Below are 14,089 nucleotides of genomic sequence, written 5' to 3' on the forward strand. Positions count from 1 at the left end.
TTCATCACTCCCCGCTATTCCATATTGCATCGAGTATATTGATATCGCCTTGCTTCAGCGAAAAAATACTCGATTCTCGTTGAAGGATAAGAATGGACAAGCCAAAAACTTGCACATTCTTATCCTTCAACATACAACGAACCCCTTGAAACCTGACGTTTCAAGGGGCTCGCCGGCCGATTCATCATTCAATCGCATGATCAGCTTATTTTATTGGAAGAAATACTACTTAACTTCTACGGAAGCGCCAGCTTCAGTAAGCTTAGCTGCAACAGCTTCTGCTTCTTCTTTAGCAACTTTCTCTTTAACTGCTTTAGGAGCGCTATCAACCAAGTCTTTCGCTTCTTTCAGGCCAAGACCTGTGATTTCGCGAACAACTTTGATTACGTTGATTTTTGAAGCGCCAGCGCCGTTAAGGATAACGTCGAATTCAGTTTGCTCAGCTTCTACAGCTGCGCCAGCACCTGCTGCTGCTACTGGAGCTGCTGCAGTTACGCCGAATTCTTCTTCAATTGCTTTAACAAGATCGTTCAGTTCAAGAACGTTCATAACTTTAATCGCTTCTAAGATTTGTTCTTTAGACATGATTATACCTCCGGGAATATGGTTTATTTTTTTTGGTTTATCCTACAGCCGACTTGCGTCGGTTCATTACTATAAGGGACTCTTGAAAAAAATTAAGCTTGTGCTTCTTGTTTCTCGCCGACTGCTTTAACTGCAAGCGCGAAGTTGCGCACTGGAGCTTGCAATACGCTGAGGAGCATAGAGAGCAAACCGTCGCGGGACGGAAGTTCCGCAAGAGCTTTAATTTCTTCTTGAGATACGACTTTACCTTCAACAACGCCGCCTTTAAGTTTCAAAGCATCGTTTTTCTTAGCGAAATCGTTCAAAATTTTAGCTGGAGCAACAGCGTCTTCTTTACCGAATGCAATTGCTGTGGGACCTGTAAGAATGTTGTTCAATTCTACATAATCCGTACCTTCAGTTGCGCGACGAACGAGCGAGTTTTTAAGAACTTGGAATTCAATTCCTGCTTCACGAAGTTGTTTCCGAAGTTCAGTTACTTGAGCAACGTTCAATCCACGATAGTCAGCTACTACTGTGCTAGAGCTATTAGCAATTTTTGCCGCGATTACGGCAACTGCCTCTTGTTTCTCTTGGATGATATTTGCGTTAGCCAAACTGTACACCTCCCGTAATAGTATACATTCCGTTAATTACGACGGGCTTTCCACGCCTCGATGCATGAGAAAGGCCTTCGCAGACACTGCGAAGGCCATGATGTCGTTATCGCGCATCAACCCTAAAGGATCGAATGTTGCTTACAAACGTTTTATCATAACACCTCGGTAGGAAATTAAGCCTTAAGGCACCTACTGTCTACGGTATGCGTATTCGAATTTAGTTCCGTTCTTCTTAGCGGTAAACCGCTGTAGAAACACGAGCGCCAGGGCCCATTGTTGAAGAAACGGCAATGTTTTTCAGGTAAACACCTTTTGACGCAGCCGGTTTAGCACGATTAAGTGCATCGATCAATGATTTGAGGTTCTCGTTGAGTTTCTCAGCATCGAAAGATACTTTACCGATTGGCGCATGGATTTGACCTGCTTTATCAAGACGGTATTCAATCTTACCGGCTTTGATTTCTTGAACGGCTTTAGCAACGTCAAACGTTACTGTACCAGCTTTAGGGTTTGGCATCAAGCCTTTACCACCAAGGATACGTCCAAGTTTACCAACTTCAGCCATCATGTCCGGCGTTGCTACGCAAACGTCGAATTCGAACCAGCCTTGTTGGATTTTGTTGATCATGTCTGCATCGCCGACAAAATCAGCACCCGCAGCTTCCGCTTCTTTCACTTTTTCGCCTTTTGCGAAAACGAGAACGCGTTTTGTTTTACCAGTGCCGTGTGGTAGTACAACTACGCCACGAACAGCTTGGTCTTGTTTACGTGGGTCTACACCCAAACGAACTGCTACTTCAACGGACTCGTCGAATTTAGCTGTTGCAGCCTTCTTAACAAGCTCAATCGCTTCTAGAGGCTCGTAAGTTGCTTCGCTATCAAATAGCTTAGCAGCTTCTACATATTTTTTACCTTGTTTAGCCATTGTAATTTCCTCCTCATGTGGTTGTAGCGGAAAATCCTCCTAGGGATGATCCTCCCACTCGCGAAAGCCGAAGCTTACGCAAAGCAAGCTACCTCGCGGTATTAGTCAACAATAGTTACGCCCATGCTGCGAGCAGTACCTTCAACCATACGCATCGCTGATTCTACAGACGCTGCGTTAAGATCCGGCATTTTTTGCTCAGCGATTTCGCGAACTTTGTCACGTTTTACAGTAGCGACCTTTTTCTTGTTCGGTTCGCCTGAACCTTTTTCGATACCAGCTGCGACGCGAAGCAATACTGCTGCGGGCGGCGTTTTTGTTTCGAAAGTGAAAGAACGGTCTTCAAACACTGTAATAACAACCGGAATAATCAAGCCTGCTTGATCTGCGGTACGAGCATTAAACTCTTTACAAAACGCCATGATGTTAACGCCTGCTTGACCAAGTGCTGGACCGATCGGCGGCGCTGGGTTTGCTTTACCTGCAGGAACTTGCAATTTGACCATCTTGATGACCTTTTTTGCCATGCCTGACACACCTCCTAACCCTTTATTCCATGCGTAAATAGCATCCGCCTCCGCAAGGGGGCATTGCTATTTCGCGTCCAAACCACCACTAGTTTAACCCAGTGGGTTCGGAAACCAGATATTATATCTTTTCCACTTGAGTGTAATCCAGCTCTAGTGGGGTCTCCCTGCCAAACATGTTTACATGAACCTTCAACTTCGCTTTGTCCAGCAAAATTTCTTCTACTGTACCAACAAAATCTGCGAAAGGACCCACTTTGACGCGAACCGTTTCTTTCAAATCGAACTCGATTTTCGGTTTTGGTTCTTCCATGCCCATGTGTTTGAGTATTTGCTCAACCTCATCTGGCAATAGAGGAATCGGTTTTGAACCGGAACCTGTTGATCCTACGAATCCAGTTACACCTGGTGTATTTCGAACAACGTACCATGAATCGTCGGTTTGAACCATTTCCACAAGAACATAGCCTGGGTAGACCTTACGTTGGACAGTCTTCTTCTTACCATCCTTCTCTACCACTTCTTCTTCCATAGGAACAAGCACACGGAAAATCTTATCTTCCATGCCCATTGATTCAACACGGCGTTCCAAATTGGCTTTCACCTTGTTCTCATAACCTGAGTAGGTATGCACGACGTACCATCTTTTTTCCATCACAAATCCACCTTTGGACCCTTCTTAAACAATGAGTTCAACCAGAGACGAGATCCCGATGTCAAGAAGCCAGAAGTAAATAGTCACAAGCGTAATCGTGAGCAAAACCACGATCGAATAGCTTGTCAACTCTTTACGGCTTGGCCAGCGAACCTTCTTAAGTTCCGCCCAGCTGTCGGCAAAAAAACTAAACGTTGTACCAAAGCTTTGCTTTAGTTTAGCCAAAAATGCCACGTTCACACCTCCAATTGACTATCTCGTCTCGCGATGAGGAGTCTGCTCGTTACAGAACTTGCAAAACTTCTTCAACTCGATGCGGTCGGGGTGATTGCGTTTGTTCTTGCTGCTCGCATAGTTTCTCTGTTTGCAGTTTGTGCATGCCAACGTGATAATTACCCGCATTGAATTACACCTCCCGAACTGCTACAAAATACGAATCATGAAGCTCTATATGAAAGTTCATTGATTCCAACGCCAAAACGAAATAAAACCTCGATTTTAGGCCTACCTAAACACTTTATCATACAGCAATTTTGATGTCAATGTAAAAGATAAGTGTTAAGCCTGTGAATGATTGGAAACAAAAGCGCCATCGGTCTCGTATCTACCAGTATAGTCTACTTTTGTCCGTTTAAAACTAAAAGGACCGTATATTCCACCTAGACACCGCCAGATGGAAGACAGTCCTCGTAAAAATGATTTACGTATAAATGCGGCTAGCCGCTAATGTCTCTGACTTCCAAGTAACGTTCGAGCTTGCGTTTCACCCTTTGAAGAGCGTTGTCGATAGATTTCACATGTCTATCCAAATCAACAGCAATTTCCTGATAGGACCTTCCATCCAAATAAAGCATAAGCACCTTGCGTTCAAGGTCGCTTAATATTTCGGACATCTTATCTTCAAGGCCAATGAATTCTTCTTGATTAATAATTAATTCTTCTGGATCAGATACTCGCGTACCACAAATGACATCCAGCAGTGTGCGATCCGAATCTTCATCATAAATGGGCTTATCTAGCGAAACGTAGGAATTTAGCGGAATGTGTTTCTGACGCGTGGCTGTTTTGATGGCGGTAATAATTTGCCTGGTTATACACAATTCAGCAAAGGCTTTGAAGCTTGCTAGCTTGTCCCCTTTAAAATCACGAATTGCCTTATAAAGACCAATCATACCCTCCTGCACGATATCTTCACGATCCGCACCGATAAGAAAATACGAGCGCGCTTTGGCTCTCACAAAATTCTTATACTTGTTTATCAAATATTCCAACGCTATGCTATCACCATTGCGGACCGCTTCGACGATATCCTCGTCCGTACTGCTGTCATACTCGAGCGTACTCCATTCTTTGAGGTCGATACTCACGAACTATCCCTCCGGCCTGCAAGGCGTACACCGCTAGATTCTTATTCACGCAAACCTATCTGATTGAACTCAAAGTCTGAGCTCATACAGCGCTTCACGTCGAAAGATAAGAATGTATACTGAACAAAATCAACACGTTCTTATCGCTAATAATAGAGTCAGTATACATTATGTAACCTTACACCGTCAACCAATCTGAGCCCCGACAACCACAGATATACTGGGAATTTTGTAACTTAGTGGAACGACCCGAGTCAATCATTCTATATCTATTTGAAGATTATCGCTTTTCCAATCTTTTATTTCTCTCCGCGCCGAAGTTTCTCCAGCTGGCTTCGAACCTCTAAACTAATTCTGCCGTCTACTGAATTCCGTTTTCCCGGCTGTTCCTCACGGAGTGTCTGCTCGATATTTTTGCGATTCTGGCCTATATCAATAAGCAATYCCCGTGCCGATACACGAAGCGCACCTTTACCGAATGCCACATGCTGCTCGACCAAATCCGAAGTGGCTACATATATATTTCTGCGTCTGACGAACAGCTCCGAGCATAAACGCTCGATGCATTCATCAGCTGTTTCCTTCTCTTTTGTGTAAACGATAGTCAGCCTGTGGTGCCTGTAAGTAGCGCCTAATCCAGGCACCTGATGCGCATCAAACACAACATACACTTTCATTCCTGTAAAACCTTGATAATCCGCCATTAAATCGAGCAATTTATCCCGCGCTTCTTCCAGATCATGTTCCTTCAGCTTCTCGAGTACCGGCCAAGCGCCAATTATGTTATAACCGTCGACTAATAAAATATCGTCGCGCCGGTTCATAACCTAAATGCTCCGGCGCTGCCGAACGACCTCATACATAAGAACACCAGCTGCAACGGAAGCATTTAGCGAGTTCAACTGACCAAGCATAGGAAGTTTAACGAGAAAATCACATTTCTCCTTAATCAGTCTTCCCATGCCTTTACTCTCGTTGCCTATAACGACAACCAGCGGCATGTCGAATTTCATTTTATAAACATCCTGCTTTGCACTTACATCGGTTCCCGCTACCCATACGCCCGCTTCCTTCAGCCTATCGATCGTTTGCGCCAAATTAGTAACGCGTGCAACCGGCACATGCTCAGCAGCACCCGCAGATGTTTTAAGCACCGTAGCCGTCAGCCCTGCTGCACGACGTTTTGGAATGATAACGCCATGTACGCCTGTGCATTCCGCTGTCCGCAATATAGAGCCCAAATTATGAGGATCTTCGATTTCATCCAATAGCAAAATAAATGGAACCTCGTCCCGTTGTTTTGCTCGTTCCAGAATGTCCTCAACATCCACATAAGCGAAAGCCGCTGCTTGAGCGACAACTCCCTGATGTGTAACTCCAGGTGCTAAGCTGTCGAGTTTCCGCTTGTCGACAAACTGTACGATGATACCGGATTTCTTAGCTTCCGCTACAATGGGCTGCGTCAACGTTTTTTGAGCACCGTCAGCAATCCATATTTTATTAATTTCTCGTCCGGAACGCAGTGCTTCGAGCACAGGATGTTTACCGGCTATCATTTCATCTTGATCTTGAATCGTTTCTTCTGTCATCGGTAACCCTCCTTTATTTTTTCATTTACAAAATAGCTTCATGAGCTTTGTTAATTCTCATGCTTCTTTATTGCAATGGCAAATAGTTCATGTATTCTTTCGATTCGGCCTTCATAATAAAGAAATCCAACCAAGCTCTCCAACGCTGTTGCTAGACGATAATCAGCTAAATCAGCGTTTTTGGGAGGCGCTCCCGATTTTGAAWTGCGGCCTCGGCGGACGATGTCCGCCTCCTCCTCGGTTAAATGCGGCTGCCAGAGATCCAACGTTTTCTTTTGTCCTTTGGCAGAAACAAATTTTGTTGCCTCACGGTGAAGGTGATGCGATTTCTGATTCGGCAGTGAAATAAAATATTGTCTTACAAGAAGCTCAAACACAGCATCGCCCATATAAGCGAGAACGACCGGGTTCATCAGCTGCGGTGTCTTGGACGGCGGGTAAAAGAGCAAGCGGTTCGAATCGATATGCTCGCTCATTTACGCCGCCAGCGGATACCTTGCGGTGTATCCTCAAGGACGATGTTTTTCTCTATGAGCAAATCACGAATTTCATCCGCTCTAGCCCAGTTTTTGGACTGGCGAGCTTCGGTCCGCTCCACTATAAGCTGTTCGATATCCGCATCCAGCAGTTCAGCATCCGCTTGTTGCTGCGGCAGCAAGCCAAGTACAGCATCCATACGCTCAAACAATGTAAGCAATGCATAAATCGCTTCAGCAGAGGCGTCTGCACGATTCAAATATTGATTAGCCTCAGCTACCAAATCAAACACCGTTGTAATCGCATCAGGGGTGTTGAAATCATCGCTCATTTTGGCATGGAATTGTTCATGAATCACTTTTAGTCTTGCATCCAGCGCTTCATCGCCAGAAGGGACAAGTCCGTTGCCACTGCCTGCCGCTTCATTTAGCTTGCCTTCAAACGATGAAAGCCTATGCTTTAGATTCGCTGCACTGTTTGCAATCCGCTCTACACTGTTCTCAGCTTGTGCAACCGTGTCATCACTGAAGTTGAGTGGACTGCGGTAGTGTGTAGAGAGCATAAAATAACGAATCGCATGAGGTTTAACCCGCTTCACCAGCTCATGCACCGAAATGCCATTGCCAAGCGATTTGGACATTTTCTCATTATTTATATGAATATAGCCGTTATGCATCCAATAGTTCGCCAGCGGTTTGCCTGTCAGCGCCTCAGATTGCGCAACCTCGCATTCATGATGCGGAAACTGCAAATCATGACCGCCGCCATGGATATCAAGAGTATCCCCAAGGTATGCGCGAGCCATAGCCGAACATTCGATATGCCAGCCTGGGCGTCCATCGCCGAAAGGGCTTTCCCATTTGATTTCGCCCGGCTTAGCGCCTTTCCATAATACAAAATCCTGTTGATTCTCTTTGCGGTCGCCAATCTCTACTCGAATACCGAATTGAAGCTCTTCAATATTCTGATGAGAGAGCTTGCCGTAATCCGCGAATGCAGACGTACGATAATAAACGTCTCCGTCACTCATATAAGCATAGCCTTTATCTATCAAGCCTTGAATAAACGCAACGATTTGCGGAATATGCTCCGTTACCCTTGGATTAAGTGTCGCCTTATGAACACCCAGCGATTCGATATCTGCATAAAATGCCGCAATAAACGTCTCCGCTACTTCAGGGACTGTCGTACCAAGCTGTTCTGCTTTACGAATCAGCTTATCATCGACATCTGTAAAGTTAACCACATATTGAACTTCATTACCTACGTCCTCCAAATAACGACGAACAACGTCAAAGAAAATAACCGGACGAGCGTTTCCAATATGAATGTAGTCATAAACGGTTGGTCCGCAAACGTACATTTTCACCTTACCTGGCTCTTGCGATACAAAAGGCTCTTTTAGCCGCGATACTGTATTATAAATGGATACTGTCATTTTCGCATTTCTCCTCCAGCTACAGGATTCCGAAGCTTATCGAGCTCGGATTTTAATTCGTCTATTTCCTTCTGCATTGTACGGAACATTTCGATGACCGGATCGGGCAGCTTCGTATGATCAAGTCGATCGCCTACACGCTCGCCGTTTCTTTTGACCACGCGTCCCGGGTTTCCAACTACCGTACAATTGGCAGGAACCTCTCTGAGTACAACCGCGTTTGATCCTATGTTAGAAAATTCGCCCACTTGAAATGAGCCGAGCACCTTCGCTCCTGAGCCAATAACTACATTATTGCCAATTGTCGGGTGACGCTTCCCTTTTTCTTTACCCGTTCCGCCAAGAGTTACTCCCTGATAAATAACGACATCATCGCCAATCTCACAGGTTTCACCAATGACGACACCCATGCCATGATCGATAAACAATCGCTCGCCGATACGAGCACCTGGATGAATTTCGATGCCAGTCATAAAGCGGCTAACCTGGGAGATCAAGCGCGCTGTAGTATACCAACCTCTACGGTATAAGGGATGGGCAATGCGATGCGCCCAAATAGCGTGCACACCTGAATAGGTGAAAATAACCTCGAAGCGACTGCGAGCAGCCGGATCATTCTCAAAAACAGCTAGTATGTCCGATCGAAAATGACGAAACATAAACAATGCTCCTTTTTCCTACGCTCATAAATTTCTAATAAAAGAAAAGCCTCTGCAGCATAATATGCTGCAGAGGCGTGTGATCTCGCGGTTCCACTCTGCTTGAATAAATCGACAGCTATCCTCGCTGAAGTTTATTCACCTTAAGGTCTTTAACGCAGACGATACGTTGCTGCCTACCCTGTCCAGCCAAATATATGCCAATATTGCCGATTAAGCGTCGCCGCCATCCTCATCATTGCGCATTACCTGCTGACACAGCTCGGAACAAAGCTCCCAGGTGCATATTTCCGTTCGGCGGACCAGACAACTTGCAGCCCCATTACGTTTCCTCATAGTCACATGGTGATGCGACTCCGACTCGAATGACGGTTGTCCTCTCTGCGAATCCACAAGCAAACGTACTTCTCCTGTTCATGGCCGTTTGATTCATTCATTTATTAGTCATAGTATACCGAATACCCAAAAATGTGACAAGGGCATTATGCATACTCTCATCTACAAGAATTAAGCTAAAGATCCTGCCAAACGCGCACGCAGACGATCAGCAACCTTATCTTTGCCTAGCAAAGCAAGCGATTGATTCAAATCAGGACCATGCGTTTGTCCAGTAAGGGCTGCACGAATCGGCATGAACAGCTGCTTGCCTTTAAATCCAGTTTCCTTCTGTACAGCTTTGATCATCTCTTTGATGCCATCCACTTCAAAGGCTGTTTCTCCCGCTTCGATTTTTGACAGGAAGGCCTGCAAAACAGTAGGCACTTGCTCCTCGGCAAGAACCTCTACCGCTTCGCTTTCATCCTCTACCGTATCACGGAAAAATAGCTCTGTCATTGGAACGATTTCTGAGGCGGAACGCAGTTTGTCCTGATGCAGCGCTACTAGCGCAGTCACCCAGGCTCTGCCTTCTGCATCAAGTTCAGCAGCGACACGACCCGCATTTTGCAAATGTGGCAGGCAAAGATCAACAACGCGGTTCAAGTCCGCTTTTTTCAAATATTCATTGTTCATCCAGCTAAGCTTCTGCGTATCGAATACGGCTGGGCTTTTACTAAGACGTTCAGGATTAAACACATTAACCAATTCTTCGCGAGTAAACATTTCCTGTTCACCCTCGGGCGACCATCCAAGCAATGTAATAAAGTTAAACATCGCTTCCGGCAAATAACCGAGATCGTCATACTGCGAAATAAACTGAATGATGGATTCATCTCGTTTACTTAGTTTTTTGCGCTGCTCATTCACGATTAGCGTCATATGGCCGAATTTTGGAGCTTCCCAGCCAAAAGCTTCATAAATCATCAACTGGCGCGGCGTATTCGAGATATGGTCTTCTCCACGCAATACGTGGCTGATTTTCATCAAATAATCGTCCAGTACTACAGCGAAGTTATAAGTCGGGATACCGTCCTTCTTCACGATGACGAAATCGCCCATCTCTGTTGTTTCGAAGCTGATTGAGCCTTTTACGATATCGTCAAAAGCATAAGTCCGATTCTCCGGTACACGGAAACGAATACTCGGCACACGTCCTTCCGCTTCGAATGCTTGGCGCTGTTCTTCCGTCAGATTGCGATGGCGCCCGGAATAACGAGGCGTTTCGCCGCGCTCCGTTTGCTCTTCCCGCTCCTTCTCAAGCTCCTCTTCCGAGCAGTAGCAGCGATAAGCAAGACCACGATCAAGCAGTTCCTGCCAGTATTTGTTGTATATATCAAGACGTTCAGTCTGACGGTAAGGTCCGTACCCGCCGCCAATATCGATACTCTCATCCCAATCCATGCCCAGCCATTTCAAGTACTTAAGCTGGCTCTCTTCTCCGCCCTCAACATTGCGCTTTACATCCGTATCTTCGATCCGAATAATAAATTTACCGCCCTGGTTTCTCGCGAACAAATAATTGAATAAGGCCGTTCTTGCATTACCAATATGTAAATGACCCGTTGGGGATGGGGCATAACGTACACGAACTTCTGCAGTCATATATATAACCTCCTAAAAGTTTTGCGAAGCAAAATCTAGCTTCGTAAGCATATACAGATAAAGTTTTGCGAAGCATATGCTGATTAATGAATACTCCCGATCATAGCACATCCTTGATTAGACAGACAACGGATTGCGCTGCAATTCCTTCACCGCGTCCTGTGAATCCAAGCTGCTCGGTTGTCGTTGCTTTCACATTCACCTGTGTTACATCAGCCTCAAGCGCCTTCGCTATAATTTCAGCCATTTGCGGAATATAAGGCAGCATTTTTGGCTTTTGAGCAATAATCGTGGAATCAATGTTCCCAAGCTTATATCCGCGCTCACGCACAAGCTTCCATACTTCCTCCAGCAGCTTTAAGCTGTCGGCATCTTTAAAAGCGGCGTCTGTATCCGGAAAATGTTTACCGATATCGCCAAGTCCAAGCGCGCCCAGCACTGCATCCGTTATGGCATGCAACAGAACATCCGCATCAGAATGACCAAGAAGCCCCTTCTCATATGGAATCGTTACTCCCCCAATAATACATGGACGTCCTTCTACCAATTGATGCACATCAAATCCTTGACCAACTCGAATCATCCTTGCTCACCTTTCCCCTCTGCCCTATTGGCATGACGCTTCGCAAGCAAAAATTCCGCCCACGGCAAATCTTCAGGCGTCGTAATTTTAATATTCGTATATTCGCCTTCTGCAACAGTAACGCTTGCGCCCATGCGCTCTACAACCATTGCGTCATCTGTTCCAATGAACTCTTCTGCAAGTGCACGCTCATGCGCCTCCTGCAATAGAACACGTCGAAAAGCTTGCGGCGTTTGTATCGCCCACAAGCTTCGGCGGTCCGGAGTCGAAACGATAACTCCCGCTTCATTGACTTGTTTAATCGTATCCTTTACTGGAACAGCCAGCACAGATGCACCGCTCTGCTCAGCCTGCGAACAGCAAGCACGGACGGCATTCGCCGATACCAGCGGACGTACACCGTCATGCACCATCACCCAATCGCTCTTCAGCTCCTGCAGACCTAAGTATACCGAGTGCTGTCGTTCTTTCCCCCCGGCAACAATAGCGGTTACCTTCGTTATACCATATAGGGAAGCCCAATTGCGGCAACGCTCCACGTCCTCGCTGCCTACGACCAGAACCACTTCATTTACCAAATCCATCGATTGAAACAGCTCTAGCGTATGCACAAGAATAGGCTTGTCCGCCAGCTTCAAATACTGCTTGCTTTCTTTCGTTCCCATCCGCGTGCCTCGTCCGGCTGCTACGATGATAACTCCCCAATCTGCTCCCATGCCTCGACCCGCCTTACACTGAGTTAAAACATAAGTATTTATAAACCTAGCTTCTTATAAATAAACTTACGTTTCTCTGCGAAACGAGCTTGTGCCGTCTTTTGTCGACGTTAGCCGTTTGCGCTATAACAATAGTACTATCATACCTTGTTACTGCGCTTTTTCCAACAGCTTCGGCTTTGCAAATATCATTCGGCCCGCAGAGGTTTGAAGCACGCTCGTTACAAGCACTTCCATCGTTGTCCCGATATATTCACGTCCGCCCTCAACAACGATCATCGTGCCATCATCCAAATATGCGACACCTTGTCCATGCTCTTTGCCGTCCTTTATCACTTGTACGATGATTTCTTCTCCAGGTAGAACAACCGGCTTCACAGCATTAGCCAAATCATTAATATTGAGCACCGACACGCCTTGAAGCTCACATACTTTGTTTAAGTTGAAGTCGTTGGTAACAACTTTACCATGAAGCGCCTTAGCCAGCTTGACCAGCTTGCTGTCTACTTCTCCGATTTCTTCAAAATCTCCTTCATAAATAAGAACCTTTACGTCCAGCTCTTTCTGAATCTTGTTCAAAATATCAAGTCCACGGCGTCCCCTATTGCGCTTCAATAAATCAGATGAATCAGCAATATGCTGCAGCTCCTCAAGCACAAACTCAGGAATGACTAACGTGCCTTCAATAAATCCAGTTTTACAGATGTCTGCAATACGGCCGTCAATAATAACGCTGGTATCGAGTATCTTATGCTCCTCGTAACCACCCGCCTCATCTACAGGCGCGACTCTCCGTTTCTCCAGCAGAGCTGCAAAACCTTCTGCCAGCTCCTCCTGCTTATGCAGACCAATTCGCATGCCCAAATAACCGAAGCATAACATCATAGCAGCAGGAAGGAGACTTCCTATACCATCTAGACCCGATACTGCGGGATAGATCAGAACCGTAAGCAATAAACCTGCTAGAAGACCGCCAGCTCCAGCAATCAGCTGCTGCATAGGAAGCGCTGCGGTTTGCTCCGCACCCTTCTGCATATAGCGAATGACTTGCCCTGCAACCATCGTTGCTACAACTACACCAAAAACCGCGCCAATTGCTACATTCATGTAATAAGTGCCGGATCGCTGTAGCATTCCGAAGGATGAGCCAGACCATACGGCCGCTCCATTTATCCATCCGTATACTTCACCGCCTGCCATACCACCGAACAACATACCCAATATTTGAATTATTCGTCTAACCATTATGGTTCACCTCCACTATAATTATGTTCCAATAATTGGATCGCTAACCGTGGGGGCACGGATTAATTGAAAACATTTATAATTTTTAATAATTCACATTTTGTAAAAGGGGGATAGGAGGCTTATAATGGATATTAGGAAGAAAACATAAGAGGTTGGTGAAAGAGGTGGAACCGATGAGCGCTCCTACACTGGATCAATTTCAGCAGCAAGTATCCGAATTGTTGCTTCGGCACCGCAGCTTGCTAGATGTTATGTCCAAATTTGGACAGTCAGGCGCTTCGGTAAATCGTGCAGTCACGAAAGCAGTCACAGACTGTGGATGTATTGAACTAAATGCCCGCAAACAACAATACTCGGACGAACTAAATCTTGAAAATGCGAAAACGACGCTGCAAAGTCATCTCACTGGAGCCGTATGCGAGCATTGCCGCGATGCGCTCAAGGCCGATCTTGGCCGCAATTTGTTTTATATGACTGCTTTATGTAATTTGCTGGACATTCAACTGGATGAAGTTATTGCTGATGAATACGACAAATGCTCAACTTTAGGCCTGTTTAACTTAACGTAAATATGCAACATATGAATCGCGCAGGAAAGAGACTATAGCTATCTCTTCCTCCCGAGCAACGAGTAACAAAAGAGGCCTCCCATATTGGGAGGCCACTGAAAAAGTCCGTTAGATATAAAGGCACAGACCCTCAATATTTTGAGGGCGCTGTGCCTTTTTTCTTGTATACTTT

19 protein-coding genes and 1 other annotated feature are annotated in these 14,089 nt (G+C 45.7%); of the genes, 1 reads left to right on the plus strand and 18 read right to left on the minus strand.

The window, feature by feature from the left end:
- Positions 1–4 precede the first annotated feature (4 nt).
- The 18 genes from AC1DSE_RS02405 to AC1DSE_RS02490 all read right to left on the minus strand — a co-directional run bounded on the left by AC1DSE_RS02405 (position 5) and on the right by AC1DSE_RS02490 (position 13,345).
- Positions 5–133, minus strand: a complete 129-nt coding sequence (locus AC1DSE_RS02405; RefSeq protein WP_256711079.1) for a hypothetical protein — start codon at positions 131–133, stop codon at positions 5–7.
- A 92-nt stretch (positions 134–225) separates the two neighbouring features.
- The gene (gene rplL, locus AC1DSE_RS02410; RefSeq protein ID WP_076271439.1) at positions 226–585 is read right to left on the minus strand and encodes a 50S ribosomal protein L7/L12; all 360 of its coding nucleotides are present in this window, start codon (positions 583–585) and stop codon (positions 226–228) included.
- Between the two features lie 92 nt (positions 586–677).
- Positions 678–1,181: a 50S ribosomal protein L10 gene (gene rplJ / locus AC1DSE_RS02415; protein WP_054025338.1), complete on the minus strand. Its 504-nt coding sequence runs from the start codon at positions 1,179–1,181 to the stop codon at positions 678–680.
- A gap of 57 nt (positions 1,182–1,238) precedes the next feature.
- Positions 1,239–1,404 (minus strand) — a sequence feature (ribosomal protein L10 leader region).
- A 12-nt stretch (positions 1,405–1,416) separates the two neighbouring features.
- A complete protein-coding gene (gene rplA / locus AC1DSE_RS02420) occupies positions 1,417–2,109 on the minus strand; it encodes a 50S ribosomal protein L1 (protein WP_477512336.1) in 693 nt (230 codons plus the stop codon).
- Positions 2,110–2,210: 101 nt separating this feature from the next.
- Positions 2,211–2,636, minus strand: a complete 426-nt coding sequence (rplK, locus tag AC1DSE_RS02425; RefSeq protein ID WP_054025340.1) for a 50S ribosomal protein L11 — start codon at positions 2,634–2,636, stop codon at positions 2,211–2,213.
- A 121-nt stretch (positions 2,637–2,757) separates the two neighbouring features.
- Positions 2,758–3,291, minus strand: a complete 534-nt coding sequence (gene nusG / locus AC1DSE_RS02430; RefSeq protein ID WP_054025341.1) for a transcription termination/antitermination protein NusG — start codon at positions 3,289–3,291, stop codon at positions 2,758–2,760.
- Between the two features lie 24 nt (positions 3,292–3,315).
- Positions 3,316–3,525 carry a preprotein translocase subunit SecE gene (gene secE / locus AC1DSE_RS02435; protein ID WP_053373883.1) on the minus strand — a complete coding sequence of 70 codons (210 nt, stop codon included), beginning with the start codon at positions 3,523–3,525 and terminating at the stop codon, positions 3,316–3,318.
- 18 nt (positions 3,526–3,543) lie between these two features.
- Positions 3,544–3,693, minus strand: coding sequence for a 50S ribosomal protein L33 (gene rpmG, locus AC1DSE_RS02440; RefSeq protein ID WP_015847242.1), 150 nt, complete (start codon positions 3,691–3,693; stop codon positions 3,544–3,546).
- Positions 3,694–4,007: 314 nt separating this feature from the next.
- Entirely contained in the window at positions 4,008–4,658 is a 651-nt protein-coding gene (sigH, locus tag AC1DSE_RS02445; RefSeq protein ID WP_053373882.1) for an RNA polymerase sporulation sigma factor SigH, read from the minus strand.
- A 299-nt stretch (positions 4,659–4,957) separates the two neighbouring features.
- Positions 4,958–5,482, minus strand: a complete 525-nt coding sequence (locus tag AC1DSE_RS02450; RefSeq protein ID WP_477527364.1) for an NYN domain-containing protein — start codon at positions 5,480–5,482, stop codon at positions 4,958–4,960.
- 3 nt (positions 5,483–5,485) lie between these two features.
- On the minus strand, positions 5,486–6,247 hold the full coding sequence (rlmB, locus tag AC1DSE_RS02455; RefSeq protein ID WP_076271442.1) for a 23S rRNA (guanosine(2251)-2'-O)-methyltransferase RlmB: 762 nt from the start codon (positions 6,245–6,247) through the stop codon (positions 5,486–5,488).
- A gap of 50 nt (positions 6,248–6,297) precedes the next feature.
- Positions 6,298–6,723, minus strand: coding sequence for a Mini-ribonuclease 3 (locus tag AC1DSE_RS02460; RefSeq protein ID WP_477527365.1), 426 nt, complete (start codon positions 6,721–6,723; stop codon positions 6,298–6,300).
- A complete protein-coding gene (gene cysS, locus AC1DSE_RS02465; RefSeq protein WP_441885595.1) occupies positions 6,720–8,162 on the minus strand; it encodes a cysteine--tRNA ligase in 1,443 nt (480 codons plus the stop codon). Before cysS ends, AC1DSE_RS02460 begins: the two co-directional genes overlap by 4 nt.
- Positions 8,159–8,821 (minus strand): serine O-acetyltransferase, encoded by a 663-nt coding sequence (gene cysE / locus AC1DSE_RS02470; RefSeq protein ID WP_477512332.1) that lies wholly within the window; start codon positions 8,819–8,821, stop codon positions 8,159–8,161. The genes cysS and cysE overlap by 4 nt, the downstream gene beginning before the upstream one ends.
- A 507-nt stretch (positions 8,822–9,328) precedes the next feature.
- Positions 9,329–10,801, minus strand: coding sequence for a glutamate--tRNA ligase (gene gltX / locus AC1DSE_RS02475; RefSeq protein WP_477512331.1), 1,473 nt, complete (start codon positions 10,799–10,801; stop codon positions 9,329–9,331).
- A gap of 100 nt (positions 10,802–10,901) precedes the next feature.
- Positions 10,902–11,384 carry a 2-C-methyl-D-erythritol 2,4-cyclodiphosphate synthase gene (gene ispF, locus AC1DSE_RS02480; protein WP_441885589.1) on the minus strand — a complete coding sequence of 161 codons (483 nt, stop codon included), beginning with the start codon at positions 11,382–11,384 and terminating at the stop codon, positions 10,902–10,904.
- Positions 11,381–12,100, minus strand: coding sequence for a 2-C-methyl-D-erythritol 4-phosphate cytidylyltransferase (gene ispD / locus AC1DSE_RS02485; protein ID WP_477512330.1), 720 nt, complete (start codon positions 12,098–12,100; stop codon positions 11,381–11,383). The genes ispF and ispD overlap by 4 nt, the downstream gene beginning before the upstream one ends.
- Positions 12,101–12,250: 150 nt before the next feature.
- Positions 12,251–13,345 carry a PIN/TRAM domain-containing protein gene (locus AC1DSE_RS02490; RefSeq protein ID WP_076271450.1) on the minus strand — a complete coding sequence of 365 codons (1,095 nt, stop codon included), beginning with the start codon at positions 13,343–13,345 and terminating at the stop codon, positions 12,251–12,253.
- Positions 13,346–13,521: 176 nt separating this feature from the next.
- Between AC1DSE_RS02490 and AC1DSE_RS02495 the strand changes: the two genes are divergently transcribed.
- Entirely contained in the window at positions 13,522–13,917 is a 396-nt protein-coding gene (locus AC1DSE_RS02495; RefSeq protein ID WP_054025352.1) for a nucleoside triphosphate pyrophosphohydrolase family protein, read from the plus strand.
- Positions 13,918–14,089 lie beyond the last annotated feature (172 nt).

This window comes from Paenibacillus sp. 01L418, assembly GCF_056400045.1.

What these genes read in the sequence shown, in the direction of transcription:
- rplL (WP_076271439.1), bottom strand. Translation starts at nt 585, where the DNA reads ATGTCTAAAGAACAAATCTTAGAAGCGATTAAAGTTATGAACGTTCTT.
- cysE (WP_477512332.1), bottom strand. Translation starts at nt 8,821, where the DNA reads ATGTTTCGTCATTTTCGATCGGACATACTAGCTGTTTTTGAGAATGAT.
- AC1DSE_RS02495 (WP_054025352.1), top strand. Translation starts at nt 13,522, where the DNA reads ATGAGCGCTCCTACACTGGATCAATTTCAGCAGCAAGTATCCGAATTG.
- ispF (WP_441885589.1), bottom strand. Translation starts at nt 11,384, where the DNA reads ATGATTCGAGTTGGTCAAGGATTTGATGTGCATCAATTGGTAGAAGGA.
- AC1DSE_RS02490 (WP_076271450.1), bottom strand. Translation starts at nt 13,345, where the DNA reads ATGGTTAGACGAATAATTCAAATATTGGGTATGTTGTTCGGTGGTATG.
- rlmB (WP_076271442.1), bottom strand. Translation starts at nt 6,247, where the DNA reads ATGACAGAAGAAACGATTCAAGATCAAGATGAAATGATAGCCGGTAAA.
- cysS (WP_441885595.1), bottom strand. Translation starts at nt 8,162, where the DNA reads ATGACAGTATCCATTTATAATACAGTATCGCGGCTAAAAGAGCCTTTT.
- ispD (WP_477512330.1), bottom strand. Translation starts at nt 12,100, where the DNA reads ATGGGAGCAGATTGGGGAGTTATCATCGTAGCAGCCGGACGAGGCACG.
- rpmG (WP_015847242.1), bottom strand. Translation starts at nt 3,693, where the DNA reads ATGCGGGTAATTATCACGTTGGCATGCACAAACTGCAAACAGAGAAAC.
- rplK (WP_054025340.1), bottom strand. Translation starts at nt 2,636, where the DNA reads ATGGCAAAAAAGGTCATCAAGATGGTCAAATTGCAAGTTCCTGCAGGT.
- rplA (WP_477512336.1), bottom strand. Translation starts at nt 2,109, where the DNA reads ATGGCTAAACAAGGTAAAAAATATGTAGAAGCTGCTAAGCTATTTGAT.
- nusG (WP_054025341.1), bottom strand. Translation starts at nt 3,291, where the DNA reads ATGGAAAAAAGATGGTACGTCGTGCATACCTACTCAGGTTATGAGAAC.
- AC1DSE_RS02405 (WP_256711079.1), bottom strand. Translation starts at nt 133, where the DNA reads ATGTTGAAGGATAAGAATGTGCAAGTTTTTGGCTTGTCCATTCTTATC.
- gltX (WP_477512331.1), bottom strand. Translation starts at nt 10,801, where the DNA reads ATGACTGCAGAAGTTCGTGTACGTTATGCCCCATCCCCAACGGGTCAT.